21 protein-coding genes and 1 pseudogene are annotated in these 19,642 nt (G+C 48.2%); all 22 read right to left on the bottom strand.

Annotated features, from left to right (window positions below):
- A pseudogene (locus tag PCH05_RS26355) lies at window positions 1-790 on the bottom strand (hypothetical protein); the annotation flags it as partial.
- A gap of 45 nt (window positions 791-835) precedes the next feature.
- Entirely contained in the window at window positions 836-2,173 is a 1,338-nt protein-coding gene (locus PCH05_RS26350; protein ID WP_127607581.1) for an ABC transporter substrate-binding protein, read from the bottom strand.
- A gap of 43 nt (window positions 2,174-2,216) precedes the next feature.
- Complete coding sequence (locus PCH05_RS26345; protein ID WP_127607579.1) at window positions 2,217-3,377, bottom strand: efflux RND transporter periplasmic adaptor subunit; 1,161 nt, start codon at window positions 3,375-3,377, stop codon at window positions 2,217-2,219.
- A 100-nt stretch (window positions 3,378-3,477) separates the two neighbouring features.
- Entirely contained in the window at window positions 3,478-4,359 is an 882-nt protein-coding gene (locus PCH05_RS26340; RefSeq protein ID WP_127607577.1) for a carbohydrate ABC transporter permease, read from the bottom strand.
- Window positions 4,360-4,373: 14 nt separating this feature from the next.
- Window positions 4,374-5,240 (bottom strand): carbohydrate ABC transporter permease, encoded by an 867-nt coding sequence (locus PCH05_RS26335; RefSeq protein ID WP_127607575.1) that lies wholly within the window; start codon window positions 5,238-5,240, stop codon window positions 4,374-4,376.
- A 270-nt stretch (window positions 5,241-5,510) separates the two neighbouring features.
- Complete coding sequence (locus tag PCH05_RS26330) at window positions 5,511-6,269, bottom strand: hypothetical protein (RefSeq protein ID WP_127607573.1); 759 nt, start codon at window positions 6,267-6,269, stop codon at window positions 5,511-5,513.
- On the bottom strand, window positions 6,266-7,702 hold the full coding sequence (locus PCH05_RS26325; protein WP_127607571.1) for a sensor histidine kinase: 1,437 nt from the start codon (window positions 7,700-7,702) through the stop codon (window positions 6,266-6,268). Before PCH05_RS26325 ends, PCH05_RS26330 begins: the two co-directional genes overlap by 4 nt.
- Before the next feature lie 4 nt (window positions 7,703-7,706).
- Window positions 7,707-8,393 carry a response regulator transcription factor gene (locus PCH05_RS26320; RefSeq protein ID WP_127607583.1) on the bottom strand — a complete coding sequence of 229 codons (687 nt, stop codon included), beginning with the start codon at window positions 8,391-8,393 and terminating at the stop codon, window positions 7,707-7,709.
- A 217-nt stretch (window positions 8,394-8,610) separates the two neighbouring features.
- A complete protein-coding gene (locus tag PCH05_RS26315; protein WP_127607569.1) occupies window positions 8,611-10,866 on the bottom strand; it encodes an ATP-binding cassette domain-containing protein in 2,256 nt (751 codons plus the stop codon).
- An 89-nt stretch (window positions 10,867-10,955) separates the two neighbouring features.
- Complete coding sequence (locus PCH05_RS26310; protein WP_127607567.1) at window positions 10,956-11,354, bottom strand: SRPBCC family protein; 399 nt, start codon at window positions 11,352-11,354, stop codon at window positions 10,956-10,958.
- Window positions 11,351-11,680 carry an ArsR/SmtB family transcription factor gene (locus PCH05_RS26305; RefSeq protein ID WP_127607565.1) on the bottom strand — a complete coding sequence of 110 codons (330 nt, stop codon included), beginning with the start codon at window positions 11,678-11,680 and terminating at the stop codon, window positions 11,351-11,353. Before PCH05_RS26305 ends, PCH05_RS26310 begins: the two co-directional genes overlap by 4 nt.
- 396 nt (window positions 11,681-12,076) lie before the next feature.
- Window positions 12,077-13,225 carry an amidohydrolase gene (locus PCH05_RS26300; protein WP_127607563.1) on the bottom strand — a complete coding sequence of 383 codons (1,149 nt, stop codon included), beginning with the start codon at window positions 13,223-13,225 and terminating at the stop codon, window positions 12,077-12,079.
- 129 nt (window positions 13,226-13,354) lie between these two features.
- The gene (locus PCH05_RS26295; protein WP_127607561.1) at window positions 13,355-14,590 is read right to left on the bottom strand and encodes an RNA polymerase sigma factor; all 1,236 of its coding nucleotides are present in this window, start codon (window positions 14,588-14,590) and stop codon (window positions 13,355-13,357) included.
- 7 nt (window positions 14,591-14,597) lie between these two features.
- Window positions 14,598-14,945 carry a YciI family protein gene (locus PCH05_RS26290; protein WP_127607558.1) on the bottom strand — a complete coding sequence of 116 codons (348 nt, stop codon included), beginning with the start codon at window positions 14,943-14,945 and terminating at the stop codon, window positions 14,598-14,600.
- Between the two features lie 221 nt (window positions 14,946-15,166).
- Window positions 15,167-15,664, bottom strand: a complete 498-nt coding sequence (locus tag PCH05_RS26285; RefSeq protein WP_127607556.1) for a DinB family protein — start codon at window positions 15,662-15,664, stop codon at window positions 15,167-15,169.
- Window positions 15,665-15,993: 329 nt separating this feature from the next.
- Window positions 15,994-16,788 carry an aminoglycoside phosphotransferase family protein gene (locus PCH05_RS26280; RefSeq protein WP_127607554.1) on the bottom strand — a complete coding sequence of 265 codons (795 nt, stop codon included), beginning with the start codon at window positions 16,786-16,788 and terminating at the stop codon, window positions 15,994-15,996.
- Between the two features lie 200 nt (window positions 16,789-16,988).
- Window positions 16,989-17,414, bottom strand: coding sequence for an NUDIX hydrolase (locus PCH05_RS26275; protein ID WP_127607552.1), 426 nt, complete (start codon window positions 17,412-17,414; stop codon window positions 16,989-16,991).
- Window positions 17,415-17,783 (bottom strand): DUF4180 domain-containing protein, encoded by a 369-nt coding sequence (locus PCH05_RS26270; RefSeq protein ID WP_127607550.1) that lies wholly within the window; start codon window positions 17,781-17,783, stop codon window positions 17,415-17,417. It lies immediately after the preceding gene.
- A 36-nt stretch (window positions 17,784-17,819) separates the two neighbouring features.
- Entirely contained in the window at window positions 17,820-18,191 is a 372-nt protein-coding gene (locus PCH05_RS26265) for a VOC family protein (protein ID WP_127607548.1), read from the bottom strand.
- On the bottom strand, window positions 18,184-18,765 hold the full coding sequence (locus PCH05_RS26260; RefSeq protein ID WP_164766806.1) for a GNAT family N-acetyltransferase: 582 nt from the start codon (window positions 18,763-18,765) through the stop codon (window positions 18,184-18,186). Before PCH05_RS26260 ends, PCH05_RS26265 begins: the two co-directional genes overlap by 8 nt.
- 10 nt (window positions 18,766-18,775) lie before the next feature.
- Complete coding sequence (locus tag PCH05_RS26255) at window positions 18,776-19,282, bottom strand: GNAT family N-acetyltransferase (protein WP_127607544.1); 507 nt, start codon at window positions 19,280-19,282, stop codon at window positions 18,776-18,778.
- Between the two features lie 4 nt (window positions 19,283-19,286).
- A partial coding sequence (locus PCH05_RS26250; protein ID WP_127607542.1) for a hypothetical protein occupies window positions 19,287-19,642 on the bottom strand: 356 nt, incomplete at its 5' end.

Raw genomic sequence — 19,642 nt, 5'->3', positions numbered from 1 at the left:
AATAATAGATGGTCTTTTTCTCTTTGGGTTGTACGGTGTAACTGCCGCCGGCATCATCCGCTTTGAGTTCGAACACCGAGCCGCCGGCCGACTTCAGATAGGTTTTGTAACCGGGATCCCGGAGCGCCATCGTACCGGTATTCGTCAGACTGATGCCTGCCTTCAGATATACTTTTCCGTTCATTTGTATCTTTTGCAGGCTCTCCGCTTTCGCAATGATCGGAAGCTCTCCCATCATCAGCTTCCCGCTTTGCCCTACAGGAACGATGGTCGAAAATTTGCCGGGAATCGTGAAACCGCCCAGGTTTTTCTGATAATTGGAGCTATTGAAATCAAAGCGGAATAGAGTCACCTTTATCCCGCTTACTTGTGCGGCTTTACCGATATTGACGTAGTAGGTAACCGTCCGGCTGCTCTTGGCGGGTATGGTTTGGATTGACGCATCCTTCGTGACAGGCTTGCCCTGCACTACGGTCCCCCCTGGTGTCGTTACCTTGGAAAAATAATCGATAAGATCTGCATTGCTGCCGCTGCCGTTGTAATAGTTCAGCGTATAGGTGAGGATGTTGCCTCCGGGCTGCGCAAAAACATCCATCCCTGTCAGCTTCACGCTGACAAGTCCCTTCAAAGCGATCGATCCCAGGTTCTCCAGCGCGAATCCGGCCGCGGCTGAAGATTTCAGAGCGTTCGGTACGGCTGTCTGGGCTGCGCTTGCGCTGTATGCAATGGACTGACTTAATACCGCTGTGCCAAGCAGCATGGCCACATAGCTCTTCATCGATTTATGCATCGATTTCCCTCCTTGGTGATTCTTCAAAAGATGACATCATGCGCCTTATTCGTTTAAATAGGTGGTCACCCGGTTCTGGATCAGCTTCGCCACTTCCTCAGCAGACTTCTGTCCATTAAAATAGGCAGCGGATTCTTCACCGATGATTGGAATGATTTTGCCGTTTACATCAACGTATTGGTCCGCGCTGTGAACATACTGCTTAAACTTCGCGAACGCTTCATCCGATACCTGGGCCGCTTTCCCGTCCGGCAGCTTGTATGTTCCACTTTTCACTTGCTCATGAAGATCATTCAGTTTTTTATCGTTCACGGAGGACAGCAGCGAGAATCCTTCCCGATCCTGCAGCGATTGCGCTTCGTCGGACAACAGGAAGGTAATGAACTTCCACGCCTCGTCCTTCACCGGAGAGCTGGCCCGGATCGCAAATTCGGTTAAAGGAAAGATTCGCGTTCCTTGAGCCTGGCCCGTGTGCGGCTTTTGCAGCAGAGCCGGAGATTCATAGGTAGAATATAACCCGTCGATGAGGTCTTTTGGCGACATGAACGAGATCGAGGTAAAGAGGGATCCCCCCATATCCGCTTGCTCAGAAGTCATGATTTTTTCGTCATACATGCTCCGGATCTGCTGCATCAGTTCCACGAATTCAGGGGAATCGAACTTTGCTTTTTTCGCCCCGCCGTCGACGAACTGCGCGTAATTGTCCACGACCATTTCGCCAAGAATCATATCCGGCGGAACATTCGCCACAGCATAACGTTGTTTCTGACTGCTGTTCGCGGTTTGTCGAATGAGCTGTTTCGAAATCTTCTCGAACGTGTTCCAGTTCCAGCTCTTGTCGTCGATGTTCACGCCTGCGCTCTTGATGGCCTCCCCGTCGCCTACAAAGGCTGCAATGCCGAAACCGGATGGAATGCGGTACATTCCGTCGTTTTTGTTCAAGGATTCCAGTATTTTTATTTGCATATCATTCTTGTTCAGCGCCTGATCTTTTTCGAAGTTGTCGTTCATGTTGAGAAGCAGCTTTTTGCCGATGTAATCGTCGATTGGCAATCCGCTTAATTCGATGATATCGGCGCCTTTCCCGGATAACATGGCTGTATTCGTCGTTTTGATATATTTTTCATACTCGCCCGCCCCCCAAGATTCTCCGGTATTTTTATACGATTTGATGTCCAGTTCGATATCCGGATATTTCTCTTCGAACTTTTTCTTGAGCGATTCATAGAATGGGCCGGATGTCCGGAGTGATAAAGTCACAACTGTTTTTCCATCCCGGGTCAGTTTCTTCATGCTTTCCTCTTCACCACCGCCACTGGAGCTGCATGCGGTCGTTGTTATCATGAATGCTGCTGCAAATATCAACCATAGCCATTTTTTCATTGTGTAACCTCCTACTTTCTCATCAGATTTCATTATCGTCTGTCTATTGCATGCGAATGCGGTCGCCGTCCTGTAAGGGCTCGCTGCTCTCCGCAATAATTTTGTCGTCCTCATCGATGCTATCCGATTGAATCATCGTTGCCGTGCCATTCGTCTGGCTTGAAGCAATCGGAACTTTACGGGCGACGAATACATTGCCAAGCGCCCCCGGCTGTTCTTCGACTTTGAAAATATACAAACCCTCCCGATCTTGTCGAACCGCTTTGCTGGAAACGAGGAATCCCTGAAGAAGGGAGCGTTTCTCGAGTTTGATCGACGCCTGCTCGCCTCCACGCAGTTCCGAATCGGAGACCTTAATGCGCAGCGTTTTCTGCAGATTCGTTTCAGCATCCCCTGCCTCATTCCCGTTCGCGCTGCCCGGAAGCGGCTCCCCATTCACGATTTCCGTAATGATACCGCCGATTTTCCGCGATTGTTGATCCCGAGCCCCATCCACTTCAACCTCAACCTTCTCTCCCGACTTCAGGCCTAAATTGGACAGAAGCTTAGCGTCGACGGAAATGTCCAACCGGTAACCGAGGCTGTTGTTCGCGATGATCAGATCCGGTTCGCCGGCGGAGGTTAAGCCTTCCACCGCATTCTGTTTCGTGACGAGACCGTCGATTGGAGAGGTCAGGTACTTTTGACGGTTCAGGCTGGTTCTCATCGCGCGTATTTTTTGTTCCTGCAGGGCGATTTCCAGCTTGCCTTTTTCAATGTCGCGCTTCGTGTTCCGAAGGTTCATCACGTCCTCGTCCATCGCCGACTGGATGTACCGGTCTTGCAGGGTTTGCTGTTCAATTTTTTGCTTTTCCAGGTTCGTGACCGCCGCATCCAATTCTTGTTCTGCTTCCTTGCTGTCATAGCGGATCAGCTTTTGCCCTTTTGCAACGGGGTCTCCTTCTTTGACGAGAATCTGTTCAACCTTCCAGCCGGCAGGATTGGATAATTTCACTTCGGCGAAGGGTTGAAGCAGACTGCTTCCCGCAATCTTATAAGTAAGGCTCCCTTTGACGGGTTTTTCCGTTCCCACCTTCGGCAGGTTCATCGACTGCAGCGTATTGCTGAACAAGGTGAAAAACAGCAGCATCCCCACAAAAAATATGAACCCGAGTTGAATGATACGCTTGCGTTTGCGGTTTGATGGTTCTTTTCCAAGCTCCATATCCGTCTATCTCCTCCCAAATCCTTTTCAGAGGAAAGGTCGCCTCGTAAGCATCGTGTGCCTGAGCATTCCGATGGAAAGCTACTTCGAGAGCACTCGATTAGCCCTTAATGCCCGACAATTGAATGCCCTCGATGAAATAGGATTCCGCATACAGGAACAGCAGCACCATCGGCGCCATGTAGAGCATGGAGGCCGCGAATGCGATTCCCCGGTCTCCGTCATTCATTCTGGATAAAAATACCGAGAGCGGCTGTTTGAAGGGGTCGTCCAGAAAAATAAGCGGCTGTTCGACCATATTCCAATAATCGACAAACAATAAAACAATAAGCGCCGCTAATCCCGGTTTGATCATGGGGACGATGATGGTGAAGAAAATTCTAAAATGCCCGGCCCCGTCGATTTTAGCCGCTTCGATATAAGCATAAGGAATGTCCAGCATGAACTGTCTCATCATAAATACGCCGAATGCCGCAAAAATTCCGGGCCATATCACGGCATTGGGACTATTCAGCATCCCCAGCTTATCGGCCATGATATAGTTCGGTACCAGCGTAACCTGAAACGGCATGAGCATCGTCAGGACATACATCAAAAACAGAGGGTCCCGGCCGCGGAATTTCAGCTTGGCAAAGGCATAGGCTGCGAGCGCAGCCACCAGGGTCTGTCCGGCAATGATCGGCACCACCATGAAGACGGAATTCCAAAACATCGTCAAATATTTCGGGTTGTCTACCAGTACCTTGGCGTATTGCTCCAAGGAAACCTTGTCCGGAAGCCATTTCATGTTGGCAAAAGGCATCCCTTTCCCGGAAGCGTTCGCTTCGCTGATTCGTCCGATAGCCGCATAATTCATCTCGATTTCCTGTGCTGTCGTCAGCGAATTAACGAACGTGATGACGATCGGGAATAGCAAAAGAACGGCTATGAACAGCATGAAAAGCGTTAATACGCTTTTTTGCAGCACTTTGGCTACCGCCATGGTTTTCTCACCTCCTATTCCATGTATCGCCGATGCCTTCGTTCAAGGAGGAACAAACCCAGCACGATCAGCAGAATGCAGCCGAACATCAAAACCGACGCCGCGGTCAGCTTCTGGACGTCCAGCGATAAAAACATGTTGTTCATGTAGTGCTGCATCATGTAGATGCTGTCATGCGGATAATCTCCTGCGATCAGATACGTTTCGCGAAACACTTTGAACGAATTGATGATCGACATGATGACGACGAAGAACAGGGTCGAAGTTAAGTAAACCATCGTAATGCTTCGGAATTGCCGGAACCGCCCAGCTCCCTCGACCTTAGCCGTTTCGTAATAATCCTTCGGAATCTGCTGCAGTCCAGCCAGTAATAAAATGACGTTATAGCCGATGTTTTTCCACAAATACACGGCGATAACGACGACCCGGGCCGCATCCGTCTTCATCCAGTCCACGCGGGATATGCCGAAATGGTTCAGCCAGGCATTCAAGGAACCGTTCCAATCGAACAGGATCTGCCAGATGAAGACGATCGAAGCCACGGGTACGACAAGCGGCAGCACATAGGCGGTTCTTAGCCATTTTCGAAGATAAATGTTTTGGTTCAAAAGCAGCGCCATGCCCAGCGATAGCACAAGCATAAGCGGAACGCTGACCGCACTGAAAAACATCGTATTGGATGCAGCCTTACGGAACGAACCGCTTGCCAGCAGCTCACGGTAATTGTCGAGTCCGACAAAATGCCCTCCCACTGTACTGTCCATCAAGGAATAAACGACTCCCATGATAAACGGTATAAGGTAAAACAGGGAAAATCCGACGCCGCTGGGCACCAGGAACATCATCGCAGCCGAAGCATCCTTGCGGAGCAAATTCTTCATGGTCTTCTTCCTTTCACTGCCAGCGCTAAGGTTACGAATGAGCCTAACGTCGATCATGAAGCTCGGCTCGGTCGTACAAAGCCATCTTATGACACGCATATATTGAAATTCGGATCGAGTTGTGATGAAGTTGTAAAAATGCGCGGGTGCTATCATGGCTTCGATTACAACAAAAAAAAGCTGGTCCGGAGAACCAGCTTCTTCAATCATCCTTGCTCTTTCGTACGGCTTTGTCGCTCGCTGCGGTCCAGCCTCCCCTATCATAGCCTCCTATTCATGATTGTAGTACCACAAGCGGCTCATATGATCTTTGTCAAAACCGATGAGCTTTCCTGACTTCATATCGACCGTAATCCCGATCACGCTTGCGTCAGCTTCATGACTTTGAAAATAAAACTCCTCTACAGAACCGTACGCGTACTGGTAGTCCAACTGAAACGATGCCACGGTTCCTTGGATCTGCTCCAGATATGCCCCGACCTTCCGAAAAACTTCCCCGGCGGAAATTCCGTCGGTATCGGAATGATATACCGCTTCGCGCTGCATGATACTTTCGACTTGGCCGTTTTTGGGATTCATCAGCACCTCAAACCTGCTCGGTTCGGTCTTGACTTGGAGACTGACAAACGTAAGTCCGTCTGTTAACCGCGAGATCCTTTTTCCCAATCGGTCCAAAGCCCTCTTCTCCACTTCGCCTGCCGCTCTAAAGTTTTCATAGTTCTTATTATTTTCTTTCATCGCGGTTAACAAACTATTCAGTTCTTTCTGGGTCATGGAGTAGATTCCGATCCTTACCTGATCTGAAGTCAGGTTAAAATGATAAATTTTGTTCACGCCGCTCAGGCTTAACTTCGTTACGGTGTCTTGCGACAGTGTGGGGCTATCATCCGCCGAATCGGCATCAGGTCCCTTCGGGATTGCTTTTACCATCACGGCGTCTTTTTCAATGGGATGATAGAAGCTGTCACATCCGCTTAGAACATAAAATATCGCACAGGCGCAGGCAATCATGAGAAATGTCCGCTTCATTCCCGCTCACCTCCAGTATCGTCTTGGAACGGGAACACGGTCCGAATCGTCGTACCTTCTCCTGGCGTGCTCTCGACTTCCATCCTTGCACCGTGCATCTCCGCGATGCTTTGACAGATCGATAGGCCGAGCCCGGCGCCATGCTGGCTTTTGGTTCTGGCTTTGTCCACCATGTAGAAAGGCTCGAACAGGCTTGGGAGATGCTCCTCAGGGATTCCGATTCCGTGATCAAGCACTTCAAGAGTATAAGACCCTCGCCCTCTGAACGATTGAATCGTAATGATCCCCGCTTCGCTCGAAGCTTTCATCGCATTGTCCACGAGATTAGAGATCAGAACTTTTACTAAGTCGGGATCCATCCGCACATTCCCTTCCACGCACCGAACATCGAGCCGGAGACGGCGGTCAGCCGCTTTCATTTGCAAAGAGGATTCCGCCTCGCGGATCACCTCCAGCATTTGAACGGTTTTAAGCTCCGCATGACCTTGTCTGAACAGGATCAGATCCATCAGTTTCACAGAAAGACTCTCGAGTCTCTTGGCTTCGGAATAGATCACATCCAAGCCATCCAGAAGCTGCTTCTCCTCGACCTTCGTCGTTCTGAGAAAATTCGCATACCCGATAATCGAAGTCAGAGGCGTCTTCAGCTCATGCGTAATATTCTGGATAAAGCGCTCCTTCTCATGGTTATTGCGCTCGAGCTGATTGATTTTGTCTTCAACGACTTCGGCCATTTCGTTGAAGTTCGCTCCCAGCATGCCGATCTCGTCGCGTGTTTTCAATTCGACCCGTTCCGAAAACCTGCCTTCCGCAATCACTTTGGCGGTACGAATCATGCGGTCAATCGGCTTGGTCAGACCTTTGCTGATCAGAAACATGACAAGCGCATACAGCATCACGGCACCGATATCCGCCTTCACGAAAAAGAGATACTGGTCCATGCGTTCATCATAAAGTGCCGTGACGTCTTTCACATAAGTGAACACATAATCCTTCCCGTTGATGGAGGCAAGATTTGAAGTGAACAGCAGCGTCCGGTTGCCGATATCGCGCAGAATGTACCTGATCTCATGGGCATTCAGCGGATGAAGTTCCTTGCGGTTCTGCGGCATCATAAAATTCACATTGCTGAATACGCTTCGATTCCCTTCGGTAATTTGAAGGTAAGCATTCTGATCCCAATTCTTATTCACGAATCTTTTCGCAATATTCGTCAGAACCGTCTGATCGTAATCGATGCTGTCATACACTTTCATAATCGGTATAACCTCGCCGACGCTGGTGTAGATGCTCATATTTTCGCTAAGGACGTTGTTTATTTCCTGCTGCAGCATTTTGTTGTGATTACGTTCAATAACCATGACGGAGGCGATATTGAAAACGACGACAAACGTGAGGATCGAAAACAGGTAGATCTTCTGCCAAAACTTCATCGCTTTAGTCCTCGAGCCGGTAACCGATTTTGTAGACCGTACGGATACTGTCTTGGAGCCGAAGCTTTTTGCGCAGCTCCTTGACATGGGTGTCAATCGTTCGTGTCTCGCCGTAAAAGTCGAACCCCCACACTTTTTCGAGGATCTGCTCTCTGGAAAGCGCAATGTTTTTATTCTTCAGCAGGACGACCAGCAAATCGAATTCCTTGGGGGTCAGCTCCGCCTTCTCCCCGTACACGGTCACTTCCCTTTTATCCAGGTAGACGTCCACGCCTTTATAATGAATCGCTTGCTCTTCCTTTCCATACCTGCGCATCACCGTCTCGATTCGAGCCAGGAGCTCAATGGCCTCAAACGGTTTGACCATGTAATCCTCCGCCCCCAGCTTCAAGCCGTTGACCTTGTCAAACACGGTAGTTTTGGCCGTGAGAAAAATAACGGGAATCCCCAGCGGACGTATACGCTCCATCAATTGGAAACCATCCATCCCCGGAATCATCACGTCCAGTATAATCAGGTCAAACGGCCCGGCAGCTGAGCCGCTGACCTGAATCATACTATTCTGTATCGCTTCAAGTGCCGCCAATCCGTCGTAAATCTGGGTCGTTTCATAGTTCACGAGATTCAAATTCATTTTAATGATATTTGAAATATGTATGTCGTCCTCTACGATTAAAATCCGTTTACTCAATCGGTTTATCATCTTCTATGCTTCCCCTCTCTCAAAAAACTAGATTAATCGAGAGATATAAAGAAAATATACAGATGAAATAAAATGATTCTTAAAATTTACGATTCAAAAATTGAATCATAAGCAAAAAGGCTGCCTTTAACTCGCGGTAGCCTTCTCTTGAAATCATCAATCGACGAATATATGCTTATTCTCTTCTATACCCATTGGAACCGGATTACTTCAAATATCTACCCGTGATCGACTGCTCCGCATGGACGATCTGTGAAGGCGTGCCCTCAAACACCACTTGGCCACCCTTGCTGCCTCCGTCCGGTCCCAGATCGATGATCCAGTCCGCCTGGCTGATTACTTCGAGATTATGCTCGATGACGATGACCGTGTTGCCGGCATCCACCAGACGGTTCATGATCTCCAGCAGGTGACCGATATCCGACATATGCAGGCCTGTTGTCGGCTCGTCCATCACGTAAATGCTGCCTTTCTTGTGCAGCTCGCTCGCGAGCTTAATGCGCTGGCATTCTCCGCCCGAAAGCGTACTTAGCGGCTGGCCGAGCGTGATATAGTTCAGACCAACGTCGCTCAGCGCCTGGAGCTTGCGCACCACTTCTTTGAGCTGGAAAAATTCCAGCGCCTGCTCCACCGTCATCCCCAGCACGTCTGCGATCGACTTGCCGTTCAGCTTGTAGTCGAGCACCTCTTCCTTGAAGCGTTTCCCTCCGCAAACATCACATGGCAGCTTCACGCTCTCGAAGAATGAAAGGTCCAAGTACACGACGCCAAGCCCTTGGCAATTCTCGCAAGCTCCCTTGGAATTGAAGCTACACAAGCTCGGGCTCACCTTGTTCGCAGAAGCAAACGCCTTGCGCACATCATCCAGGATGCCCGTGTAGGTCGCAGGATTCGAACGTGTCGATACGCCAATCGCCGATTGGTCAATGACAATCGCATCCGGGTGCTGACTTAAGAATACATCGTTAATCAGAGTACTCTTGCCCGAGCCGGCAACGCCGGTGACGGCGGTCAGCACGCCGGTTGGAATATCCACGCTCACGTTCTGCAGGTTATGAAGCTTGGCATTCTGTATAGACAGCTTGCCGGATGGCTGCCTGCAATCCTGCTTCAACTGAATCTGACGCTTCAGATGGTTGCCCGTCAATGTATCAGATTCCAGAAGACCGGTGTAGCTTCCTTCGTACACGATGTTCCCTCCGCGGCTGCCGGCGTAAGGCCCCACGTCGACGATATGATCCGCCACCTTGATGACGTCGGGATCATGCTCGACGACAAGCACGGTGTTGCCTTTATCGCGCAGCTTCTGAAGCAGTTCATTTAACCGGTGCACATCCCGGGGGTGAAGACCCACGCTGGGTTCATCGAAGATGTAAGTAACATCCACCAGGCTCCCGCTCAGGTGCTTCACCATCTTGACCCGCTGTGACTCGCCGCCGGACAAGGTATCCGTCTCGCGGTCCAGCGTTAAGTAGTCAAGTCCGATGTCCACAAGATGCTGAAGGCGCTCCGTGAGCGACTTGACCATCGGTCCGGCGGCAGCATCGTCAATCTCCCGGATGACGCGGATCAGGTGCCCAACCTCCATGGAGGACAGATCCGCAATGTTATGTCCTTGGATCCGGCAGCCAAGCGCGGCTTGGCTGAGCCTTGCGCCATGGCAGCTGGTGCAAGGGCCCTCGGTGATGTATGGCGCAACGGTTTGCTGCGTGCGTTCGGACTTCGTCTTCACGTCCTGCTTGATGTATTTGTTGGTGAACTTTTCGATGACGCCTTCCACGGTAATATTCGTTGCCTTTCCGGCGAAATCCATCTTCACTTTTCTTGCTTTGCCGTACAGCAGCTGTTCCAGGTCTTCAGCCGAATAATCGCTGAGCTTCCGATCAGGATCATAGGAACCCGACTGCATCAGCATGTTCCATTCCCATCCACCAACGGTGTAGCCCGGCAGCATGATCGCTCCTTCCTGGAGCGATTTGGACATGTCCACGGCTTTGCTCATGTCGACGCCCAGGCTGCGGCCGATCCCGTTGCATTCGGGACACATCCCTTGCGGATCGTTGAAGGAGAACATGTTCGCTCCTCCCACATGGGGCTGGCCAACTCGCGAAAAGAGAAGCCTTAAGATGGGCGAAATATCGGTAATCGTACCCATCGTGGAATGGGAGCCGCCGCCCAGAGGCTTCTGATCGACAATGACAGCCATGCTCAGGTTCTCGATCGCATCTGCATCCGGCTGCGGATATTTGGGCAGGAACGTGCGCACGAACATGCTGAAGTTCTCGTTCAGCAAACGCGTGGATTCAGCGGCGATCGTATCGAAGACGATCGATGATTTGCCCGATCCGGATACTCCGGTAAATATCGTGATTTTCCGCTTGGGAATGCGCAGAGAAACGTTCTTAAGATTGTTTTCCCGCGCGGCCGAGATGACGATATATTCCTGATTCGATTCGCTCAAAGCCAACACCCTTTCGATTATGCGATTTCAACGGGCGTATCTTCATCTTAGTTTGTACTCCATACGACCGTTGTTCCAGACTCTTGCGATTATTGTTGAAGTAACTTTTCAAGCTGGCTGCCCATATGGGTCCATCCATGCTTCGCGCCTTCGAATGCTTGAGGATTGGTGATTCCGCTTTGTTCGAAATGAAGATTCACCTTTCCATCCCCTAGATCCTGCAGCGTCCAAGTAATCGTATTGCTTTGCCCTAAGCTGGCCCAAGTATAAGAGAGCCGGTTTGGTTCGTCCACGACAAGCACTTCACTGTCGATCATTCCATCCCACCCGTTGACGGGCTGCATGCGAAACTGAAAACGGTGTCCAACGACGGGCTTAAAATCATTTTCCGTAACCCACTTGGCAAGCTTGTTGGAATCGGTTAAAGCAGACCACAGTTTCCCGATCGTAGTCGTGTACTGAAAATCCAAAGATAAGGTTGAACTCACTCATCTTCCTCCTTTAATAGTTGGCTCAAACGCATCATATTCGTACTCCAAAACTTGCTGTAAAAAGCTACCCAATCTTGAATTTCTCTAAGTGGAAAGGGGTTTAGCCTATATCTTGTTTCTCGGCCGACTTTACAGTCAAAAACCAACCCGGCCTCTTTCAAAATCGTCAAATGCTTCGAAACGGCTGTTCGGCCCATCTGAAACTGTGCCGTTAGTTCATGAAGCGGGATCTCCTCTGCCTCTGCTAACAATTCAATCAGCCGGCGTCTCGTTGGATCCGCAATGGCGTCAAACACATCCCTTAACTGATTGTTCTCCCTCACAACACCCTCTCCTAAGTATAACTACCGAAGGTCAGCCGAACATTTCAAGGTATTTCCCAAGTCTCTTGCGACCAAACCACATGATCCAGCTGTTCAATCAAGTAAAACTTATTCAAGTTCTTTTCTAAACCTTCCAGGTCAAATACTGATTCACAATTGGACACCTTTTGGTGTCGCTATGATTATAAGACTCCTTTTGGTATCCTGTCAACGGACCCCTTTAAGCTTTCAAACGTCAATGATGATGGAATAAAAAGCTCACTCATGAAATAAAAAAACACCTTTCGCATGTCCATGTCTTACGACATCGAAACATACGGAAAGGTGCTATCATGGGTATGGCGATTTAGGGCTTACATTACGATCAGGGAATTAAAAAGCAGCGAATGGCACGTCTTAGCGGGCATTTAACTCGTTCAAGCATTTGATGGCCAAATGGCTGTAATATTCCGCCGCCTGCTGCAGCGCGGTCTCATCGGGATTAAACTTCGGATGGTGCAGCGCATAGGGCGAACTGGATCCCACGTACACAAAGGCTCCAGGAATATGCTGGAGATAGTAGGAGAAATCCTCCCCGCCCATACCTGGTCCAAGAACCTTGGTGCCGTACCCGGATTCTGCGGCCGCCTCACTGGCAAATTGAGCCCAGTAAGCGTCGTTGATCGTGGCGAGCGGTCCCGGATACCATTTCAGCTCGGCTGACACATCCGCCGAGGCTCCGATTCCATCAATAATCTGGCGTATGATGTTCGGAATGCGCTGCTGCACCTCAGCATCCAGCGTTCTCACCGTTCCTTCGAGCTCGACCGTTCCGGGAAGAACGTTCCATGTGTTTCCGCCAGAGATACGGGTCACGCTGACAACGACGGCATCAAGCGCGCTGACCCGGCGGTTGCTGATCGTTTGCAGGGCGAGAATGATTTGGGATGCGGCGACGATCACGTCGGCGCCTTTTTCAGGCGTGGCGGCATGCGCTCCGATTCCGTTTATGACGATTTCGAAGCGGTCGACACCTGCGGTGATGGCGCCTTCGCATGTGCCCAGCTCCCCTACGGCAAGCTCCGGCGAATTGTGAAGCCCGAAGATCGCCGATACGCCCTCCAGTCCTCCAGAGTTGACCACGTCCTTGGCCCCGTGCCCGGTCTCTTCGGCTGGCTGGAATATCACCCTGACGGTACCTGCAAGCTCGTTTTCTTTTTCCTTCAGCAGATACGCGGCTCCGAGCGCAACGGTCGTATGAAAATCATGCCCGCAAGCATGCATTTTTCCAGGGAAGCGGGAATGGAACGGAACATCGGCCTCTTCATCGATAGGCAATGCATCGATATCCGCCCGAAGGGCCATGATCGGCTCCCTCCCTGTTCCGATTTGGGCAATGACCCCCGTCTTTAACTCGGGTAAGTCCATTATTTCAATATTGGCTTCCTTCAGCCATGCTTTGATTTTTCGCGTTGTTTCGAACTCTTCGTTGGATAATTCCGGCTCTTGGTGCAGATTTCGGCGGATGTCCACCAAGCGTTCCTGCAAAGCGTCCGTCGATCCCATGTTCGTCAAACCAGGTTAAGTCATGTTTTCTTCCTCCTTTGGATCACCACATTCCCCTCATCGTATCCGTTCTTCCAAAATGGGTCAATAGAGCATAAGACATGCCGCAACCGTCATATTCGCCCTTGATCACTTGGCGATGCTTATCTCATTTGCCCGTTGATGTAAGAACTGTTTTACAGAAAGATCTTCACACAGTCCGATGGCGCGGCTATAAGCGCTTCTAGCTTTCTCGACTTGTTCCATTTTCTGGTACAAGTGAGCAGCCAGCGCCCAATAAGGCTGGTAGTTCACGATTTTGTCCTGAGGAATCGCTTCAAGCAGGACCAGCCCCTCTACAGCCCCATAGGCCTCGGCACAAGCGGCTGTCCGTCCGACAAGAACCCCAAGAGTGGGGCTTAAACGGGTGAGTCCCTCATATAACAATGCAATTTCTTCCCATTCAGTCCTTCCGGTACGTGCCCGCTGGGAATGAACCGATTGAATGGCTGCCATGAGCTGAAATCGCCCTAGCCTGCCCGATCGCGCAGCTGTATGAAGATAATGCTCCGCCTCCATCATCAAAGGGATGGACCAGCGAGACGTATCCTGCCCAGATAGCGGAACATAGCTTCCGCTATCATCGCGTCTGGCTGTCCGCCGCGCCTCGCAATGCAGCATCAACGATAGAAGTCCCTGTACTTCAGGTTCGTCAGGCATAAACTTCGTCAGGAGCCTTCCCAGGTAGATCGCCTCATCAACTAAACCTTTTCGGCGCGCATCCACTCCCGCCAGGTCATCCCATCCGCTGCCATAAACTGCATAAATAGCCTCAAGCACCGCGTCCAAACGAAGGGGCAACTCTTCGGCATCCGGGATAGTGAACGTCAAACGGCCGGCACGGATTTTCGCTTTAGCCCGCGTCAGCCGCTGCCCCATCGTAGAGGGCTTTACAACGAATGCAGACGCGATGCGAGCCGCATCGATGCCAAGGACGGTCTGTAACATGAGCGGGGTGCGAATCGACGGGTCTATTTCCGGCTGGGAGCAAAGAAACAGCATCTTTAACCGTTCGTCGGGAAAAGAAGTGTCCGTGATGGACATTTGCCGGATATCCTCCGATATGTCGAGCAAAGCCGGCAAAGCTTTTTCCGAAACACGCTCACGACGGGCTCGGTCAATAAGGCGCCGACGTGCTACCTTAAGAAGCCATGCTTCAGGCTTATCGGGTATGCCGATCTGCGGCCAAATTTCCAAAGCGGTAAGAAAGGCATCCGCAAGCGCATCTTCAACCGATTCCAGATCCCTCCAGTTTACGGCAAGGTAGGATATCAGCCGGCCATAAGCGTCACGCACGGTATTTTCAATAACCTGATGAGCATTCATCGCAGCTTCACTTTAAGGCAGGGAGGTTCTGCCTTACTTCAACTGCATTTACAGGGGCTCGGGCCGCCCACTCCAGCGCGGTGTCCAGATCCGCCACGTCTATAACGAATAACCCGCCGAGCTGTTCTTTGGTCTCTGTAAAAGGACCATCCTGTACCAACATTTCTCCGTCACGTCGCTGTATAGTCGCAGCCGTCTCTGGAGCATGAAGACCAAATCCGCTGACAACAACTCCGGCTTCGCGCAGGGCATGCGCATAGTGAGACCATCCTGCCAAGTATTCCTGTTGTTTCTCCGGATCCTTGCGAGCGTTGAAATCCTCAGGACTTTCAAATAACATAAGCGTGAAATGCATGGATCAAACTCCTCTCAATGTTGGGTTCATGATTTTTCCTCACATAATAATGTCGTTTTAAGGATGAGGATTTCTACACGAATAGGATTTATTTTTTTGCATCACCTTCAAATTCTTAATCATACGCGGCAATGATAAAGGCCGCTTCCCTATGCACAGAAGGAAGCAGCCTCAATGTATTCAAATCTTTATGTTCTTGTTGCTCTTCGGTACAACCTCGCTTATTTGCCTAGTTCGTCGGCAGAGGGTCCATAAAAGCCCGACACCGGAATATCAAGTAGACGAAAATAAACCCCAAGCTGTGCCCGGTGGTGAACCATGTGGCTGATTCCGAAGGTGCGAAGCGCGAGCGCCCGCGGTTGGCGAAGAATCATATGGTCACCGCTCCGCAAGGTCCATTCCTCGCCAAGTGTTGTCTCGTCACATTCGGAGATCAGCTTTTCAAGCTTGGCGACGTTCGTGTCGAATTCCTCCAGGATGTCTTCGCGTTTTTCCAAAGCGATACGTCGATTCGGCACACTCGCAAGGTCGAATTCCGGGTAAAGAAAAATCGCGATTTGCCAGTTCAACACGTTGATCAGGTGCGTCGTCAATCCGCCTAACGTCATCGACTTGTCGTGCGGCTTCCATGCCATATGCTCCTCCGGCAGCTGTTCCAGAATCCGGCGTGTACTCTTCAGCTCATTCATGGCATCTCCGATGATAAGTTGCTTCACCATATATCCCCTCCTCTTCCTGATATAGCAAGCATACTATAAACTTGGACAAGTGAAAAGGCGTTTCCAGGTCATCTGGAATCGTCTGGAAACATGGCATAAACGTTTCAAAAACACAGCGTTATGCAAATGATATAACGATCCAAACGCAGCTATTTTTCTTCGGTTACAGTCAAATCCTTTTCTTGTATTTTCAATAAATGATCGTTAACAAAGGCTTTGATGAAGAAGTGTTCGTTCGCGCTATTTATCATGTCATATTCCCTCGTATCCTACTGCTTTTCTATGTTCACGAAGCCTTGCACGTAATCTTTTCTGGCAGCTTCCAAGATCTATCTCCAATCCTCGAAATGCTTCTCAAGGAATTTGATTTCCTTCTCGTAGTGAGCCAGATGACCTTCTTCAACGAGTTTGACAAATGCAGGATCTCCGGAACGGGCACCTTCGGATAGTGTCGTACACATGAATTTAATCCGGGAAATCACCCAATCTTTAAGATCTAACGGTACTTCCATTCCATACGCGCTACAAAATAACTCTATTCGTCTTTTTCGCTCGAATGCATGGCTTTCCCTATGATAATCCACCACTTCACGGTTACGTTTATCAGGTGAAAACGATGCAAGCGGAACAGACGTATACAATGTGTATACGATATCCCACAACCGCGGACCCGGGCCTGCCATGTCAAAATCGATCATGCCTGCTGGCCGTTTATCTTTAAACACAACATTATATAATGCAGCATCGTTATGGCAGACGACTTCATGCAAAGCCTCATTTGGATAGCTATGATTAGACTCATTAGATGTGTTAAATCCTACTGTCGCATCATGATAGCTTCTTAAGAGCTTAGCCAATGCAATGAGCGCTTCATCGGACCACATATAGGGTTCTATGTCCGGGTAGCTGTTTCCCGGCACATCACCTTCAAGATATGAAAGAACTTCTCTCCCCTTATCGTCTTGCCCTAAATATCTTGGTGAGTAGGAAAATCCCCTCATTTCAAGATATTGAAGTAAATCATACACATATACATTGGGTTTGGCTTCCCGTCGAACGGTCCCCCCTACTCTGACAACCTTATTGATATTCCCGCCATCCAGGACTTCCTCGTGTTCAGACAAGCTTCTTCCTCCCCTCGTTTCCTATACTGTTTCTTGTGCAGATTCTTCTCTTCGGATTTGCCTCCTGGTAAGTCCCAGTTGTTTATGCCATAGCTATGTTTAACCAATAAAACTCTATTTTCCGAGTCTAAAATAACTGAAGCAGCTCCCAACAATTTTGACGACATGCACAGATCTCCTTTATTCAATACTCAGAAGCTTTAAATATTGCTTTCGTCATTAAACTCAATACAAAAAGGCTGCATTTCAGGTTTTAAACAATATTCTATTCTTTGTCTGAAATTTTTCCATGTAACTTTTTGTAGTGCTTCTTCAATTGGGAAAAACCCTGAATCCAAGCTCTCTTCGGTTTGAATTAACGCTCCTCCCAATGGCATCGCTAAAAACAATGTGTTGCAGATTGAATTCCCCGTATTTTGAAATATTCCGCAGAATTTTATAATTTCGATGTCTATTCCTGATTCTTCCTTGGTTTCTCTAATGGCTGCCTGTGAAAGCGATTCACCAAGTTCGACTTGTCCACCAGGCATTTCCCAGCCTCTACGCGGACCCTTAATCAATAATATCTCCTGATTGTCATTAATAACGATTGCAGCTGCAGAAACAATATGCTTAGGCGGATTCACTTAATCAACCTCTCTCAGCTTTGTCATAGCCTGATCTTCATCGGGCAGAAAAAATATATCCTTTCCATTGTTGCATTCATATATAAAATCCTTAAGACTCTTACTTGCATATGTTGAGAAATCGCCAATGATTGCAATTTTAGTCTGATAATTGATGAACTTTTGGAGTATTTCTCCGGCAAGACGTGTTTTCAGATCAAAAAAGTCTTCACAAACGGCAGACTTATTTAGAATAATCCGATTGCAATCTACTTCGTATCTAACCGTGGCCATAAGATCCAAAGCAGACTGAACATCAGTAATTATCTTGTCATCACTCTTAACATAGGCAATCCCAATTCCATTGGCATTGATCATTTGTATATTCATATCTTTCCTCCCGTTGTTGTAAGTGCAGTGTTTTATTTATTGTGGTTCCTTTGGCTGATATGCGCCCAATTCATTTCCAAATGGGTCAACAAACTTGATAACCCACCCAAAGCCCTCATCTTGATACTTTCTAATGAGTGTCTTGTTTTCGTTCAATATCTCAAATAATTTCTGTATATCTTTTGTCAGAAACATAAAAGCAGGCATCGGAAAATCTTCTTCTGAAAGCCAAGAAACTTTCGTGTTTTTGCTGCTTTGATGAAGCATTAACAGGGGCCCTTCACCAAACTTCAACCACCCTAAAGACATGATCTCTAATCCTAGAACATTGGCATACCAGTCTGTTGCCTCTTCCAGATTATTTACTGGTAATTGAACATGATCCACACACTCGATTAGTTTACTCATGATCTATTCCTCCCGCCTTTTCAATAAAGTCTTTCTTTAGCATGGAGAATATCAGTGTATCCGTCACGATCTCACCAAATATATAATCCCGAAGCAACCCCTCCTGCTCAAATCCCAACTTGGATAATAGTTTGACAGATGAAATATTGTCCGGCATTACCTTTGCTTGTAGTCGATTTAGATCGAGCACATGAAATGCATAGGGAATAATGGTTTCGAGCACTTCGGTCATGACACCTGTTCTCCAATAAGCTCTTGATAAGTTATATCCTAAATTAGCCATGGATGCTTTGATGAAATCATTCAATATGCATGTCCCAATAATCTTGTCATCACTCTTGGTAGCTATCCCCCAAGTCATCATTTCTTTTCTATGAAATGCGTTTTGAAACCGCGTAAAGGTTTTTGAGGCAGTCTCCGTATTTTTAGGTCCTTCATATCCCCAATATTTCGTTACTTCATGATCTGAAAAATAGTTGTAATATTCCTTGGCATCCTCTGAACCTAATTCTCTCAATATAAATCTTTCTGTTTCAAGCTTAGGAAAAGTAATAAATGCATCTTTAAATGGCATATGTTGCCTCCTATTCATTCGTAATTTTCAATTCATATTTAATTTGTATTTTATTTTGTCCTTGAATGATTTCGTTCTTTTCCTCTGCTGCTTGAAATCCGCTTTTCTCATAAAATGCTCTTCCTAGATGATTCTCTTTCGCTACCCAAGCAAATAGTTTCTTTATTGGTTTTAAAGCTTGAATGTATTCCTGAATAAAGGCTTTGCCTATTCCCATCTTGTGGTATTCAGGTCGTACATAGATTCTAAGCAATTCAAATTCTTCATCATTCACTCGGCTCGTTTGAGCATATCCCGCGACTTCATTATTAAATTCAGCAATCAAAAAATTCCGTTCGGGACTTTGAAGCTCTCTCTCAACAGCTCGGCTTAGATTCTCAGTGGAATAAGCTCTGCTCAGAAAATTATGTATGTATTCTTTTGTGTAAATACCGTCATAAGTGAATGTCCAGGTATCATGTGCTATTGATTGAATGTGTGGAATATCCTCATTCGAAACAAATCTGATGGTTATCATTGGATCATCCTTCTTTCGTTAACGTTCGATCAATCGCTTGGATAGATCGTTCCAACGCTTTCTTTCTTCTTGCTAATAGCGTTCTTTGGGGACTCCCCGTTTTTGACTTCGCATAACTATTCTCAAGTGATGGAAATAAGCTGGTAATCACATTGCGAGCTTCCACTAATTCTTCCTGAGTATAATGATGGGTCGTTTGATTCCAAACGTTTTCTAACATTGCTAAGCCAATGCAAACAGCATGGAGCCTTTTCTCAACGAGAGTAGTATTTGCGCCATTGTCAGTCATTTGGGATAAGGCATTCTTGAGCTTTCTTATCGTTGATTGCATAGATTTTATGGATTCCAACTTATCTAAAG

This window comes from Paenibacillus chibensis (genome assembly GCF_004001045.1).
Taxonomy (GTDB): Bacteria; Bacillota; Bacilli; order Paenibacillales; family Paenibacillaceae; genus Paenibacillus_AQ; species Paenibacillus_AQ chibensis.
The sequence above is the reverse complement of the archived record's forward strand: the minus strand, read 5'-3'. Positions and strand labels throughout refer to the sequence as shown.

What these genes read in the sequence shown, in the direction of transcription:
- PCH05_RS26260 (WP_164766806.1), bottom strand. Translation starts at nt 18,765, where the DNA reads ATGCCATTTAAAGATGCATTTATTACTTTTCCTAAGCTTGAAACAGAA.
- PCH05_RS26265 (WP_127607548.1), bottom strand. Translation starts at nt 18,191, where the DNA reads ATGAGTAAACTAATCGAGTGTGTGGATCATGTTCAATTACCAGTAAAT.
- PCH05_RS26290 (WP_127607558.1), bottom strand. Translation starts at nt 14,945, where the DNA reads ATGCATTTCACGCTTATGTTATTTGAAAGTCCTGAGGATTTCAACGCT.
- PCH05_RS26325 (WP_127607571.1), bottom strand. Translation starts at nt 7,702, where the DNA reads ATGAAGTTTTGGCAGAAGATCTACCTGTTTTCGATCCTCACGTTTGTC.
- PCH05_RS26350 (WP_127607581.1), bottom strand. Translation starts at nt 2,173, where the DNA reads ATGAAAAAATGGCTATGGTTGATATTTGCAGCAGCATTCATGATAACA.
- PCH05_RS26255 (WP_127607544.1), bottom strand. Translation starts at nt 19,282, where the DNA reads ATGATAACCATCAGATTTGTTTCGAATGAGGATATTCCACACATTCAA.
- PCH05_RS26300 (WP_127607563.1), bottom strand. Translation starts at nt 13,225, where the DNA reads ATGGGATCGACGGACGCTTTGCAGGAACGCTTGGTGGACATCCGCCGA.
- PCH05_RS26345 (WP_127607579.1), bottom strand. Translation starts at nt 3,377, where the DNA reads ATGGAGCTTGGAAAAGAACCATCAAACCGCAAACGCAAGCGTATCATT.
- PCH05_RS26335 (WP_127607575.1), bottom strand. Translation starts at nt 5,240, where the DNA reads ATGAAGAATTTGCTCCGCAAGGATGCTTCGGCTGCGATGATGTTCCTG.
- PCH05_RS26330 (WP_127607573.1), bottom strand. Translation starts at nt 6,269, where the DNA reads ATGAAGCGGACATTTCTCATGATTGCCTGCGCCTGTGCGATATTTTAT.
- PCH05_RS26295 (WP_127607561.1), bottom strand. Translation starts at nt 14,590, where the DNA reads ATGAATGCTCATCAGGTTATTGAAAATACCGTGCGTGACGCTTATGGC.
- PCH05_RS26270 (WP_127607550.1), bottom strand. Translation starts at nt 17,783, where the DNA reads ATGAATATACAAATGATCAATGCCAATGGAATTGGGATTGCCTATGTT.
- PCH05_RS26285 (WP_127607556.1), bottom strand. Translation starts at nt 15,664, where the DNA reads ATGGTGAAGCAACTTATCATCGGAGATGCCATGAATGAGCTGAAGAGT.
- PCH05_RS26340 (WP_127607577.1), bottom strand. Translation starts at nt 4,359, where the DNA reads ATGGCGGTAGCCAAAGTGCTGCAAAAAAGCGTATTAACGCTTTTCATG.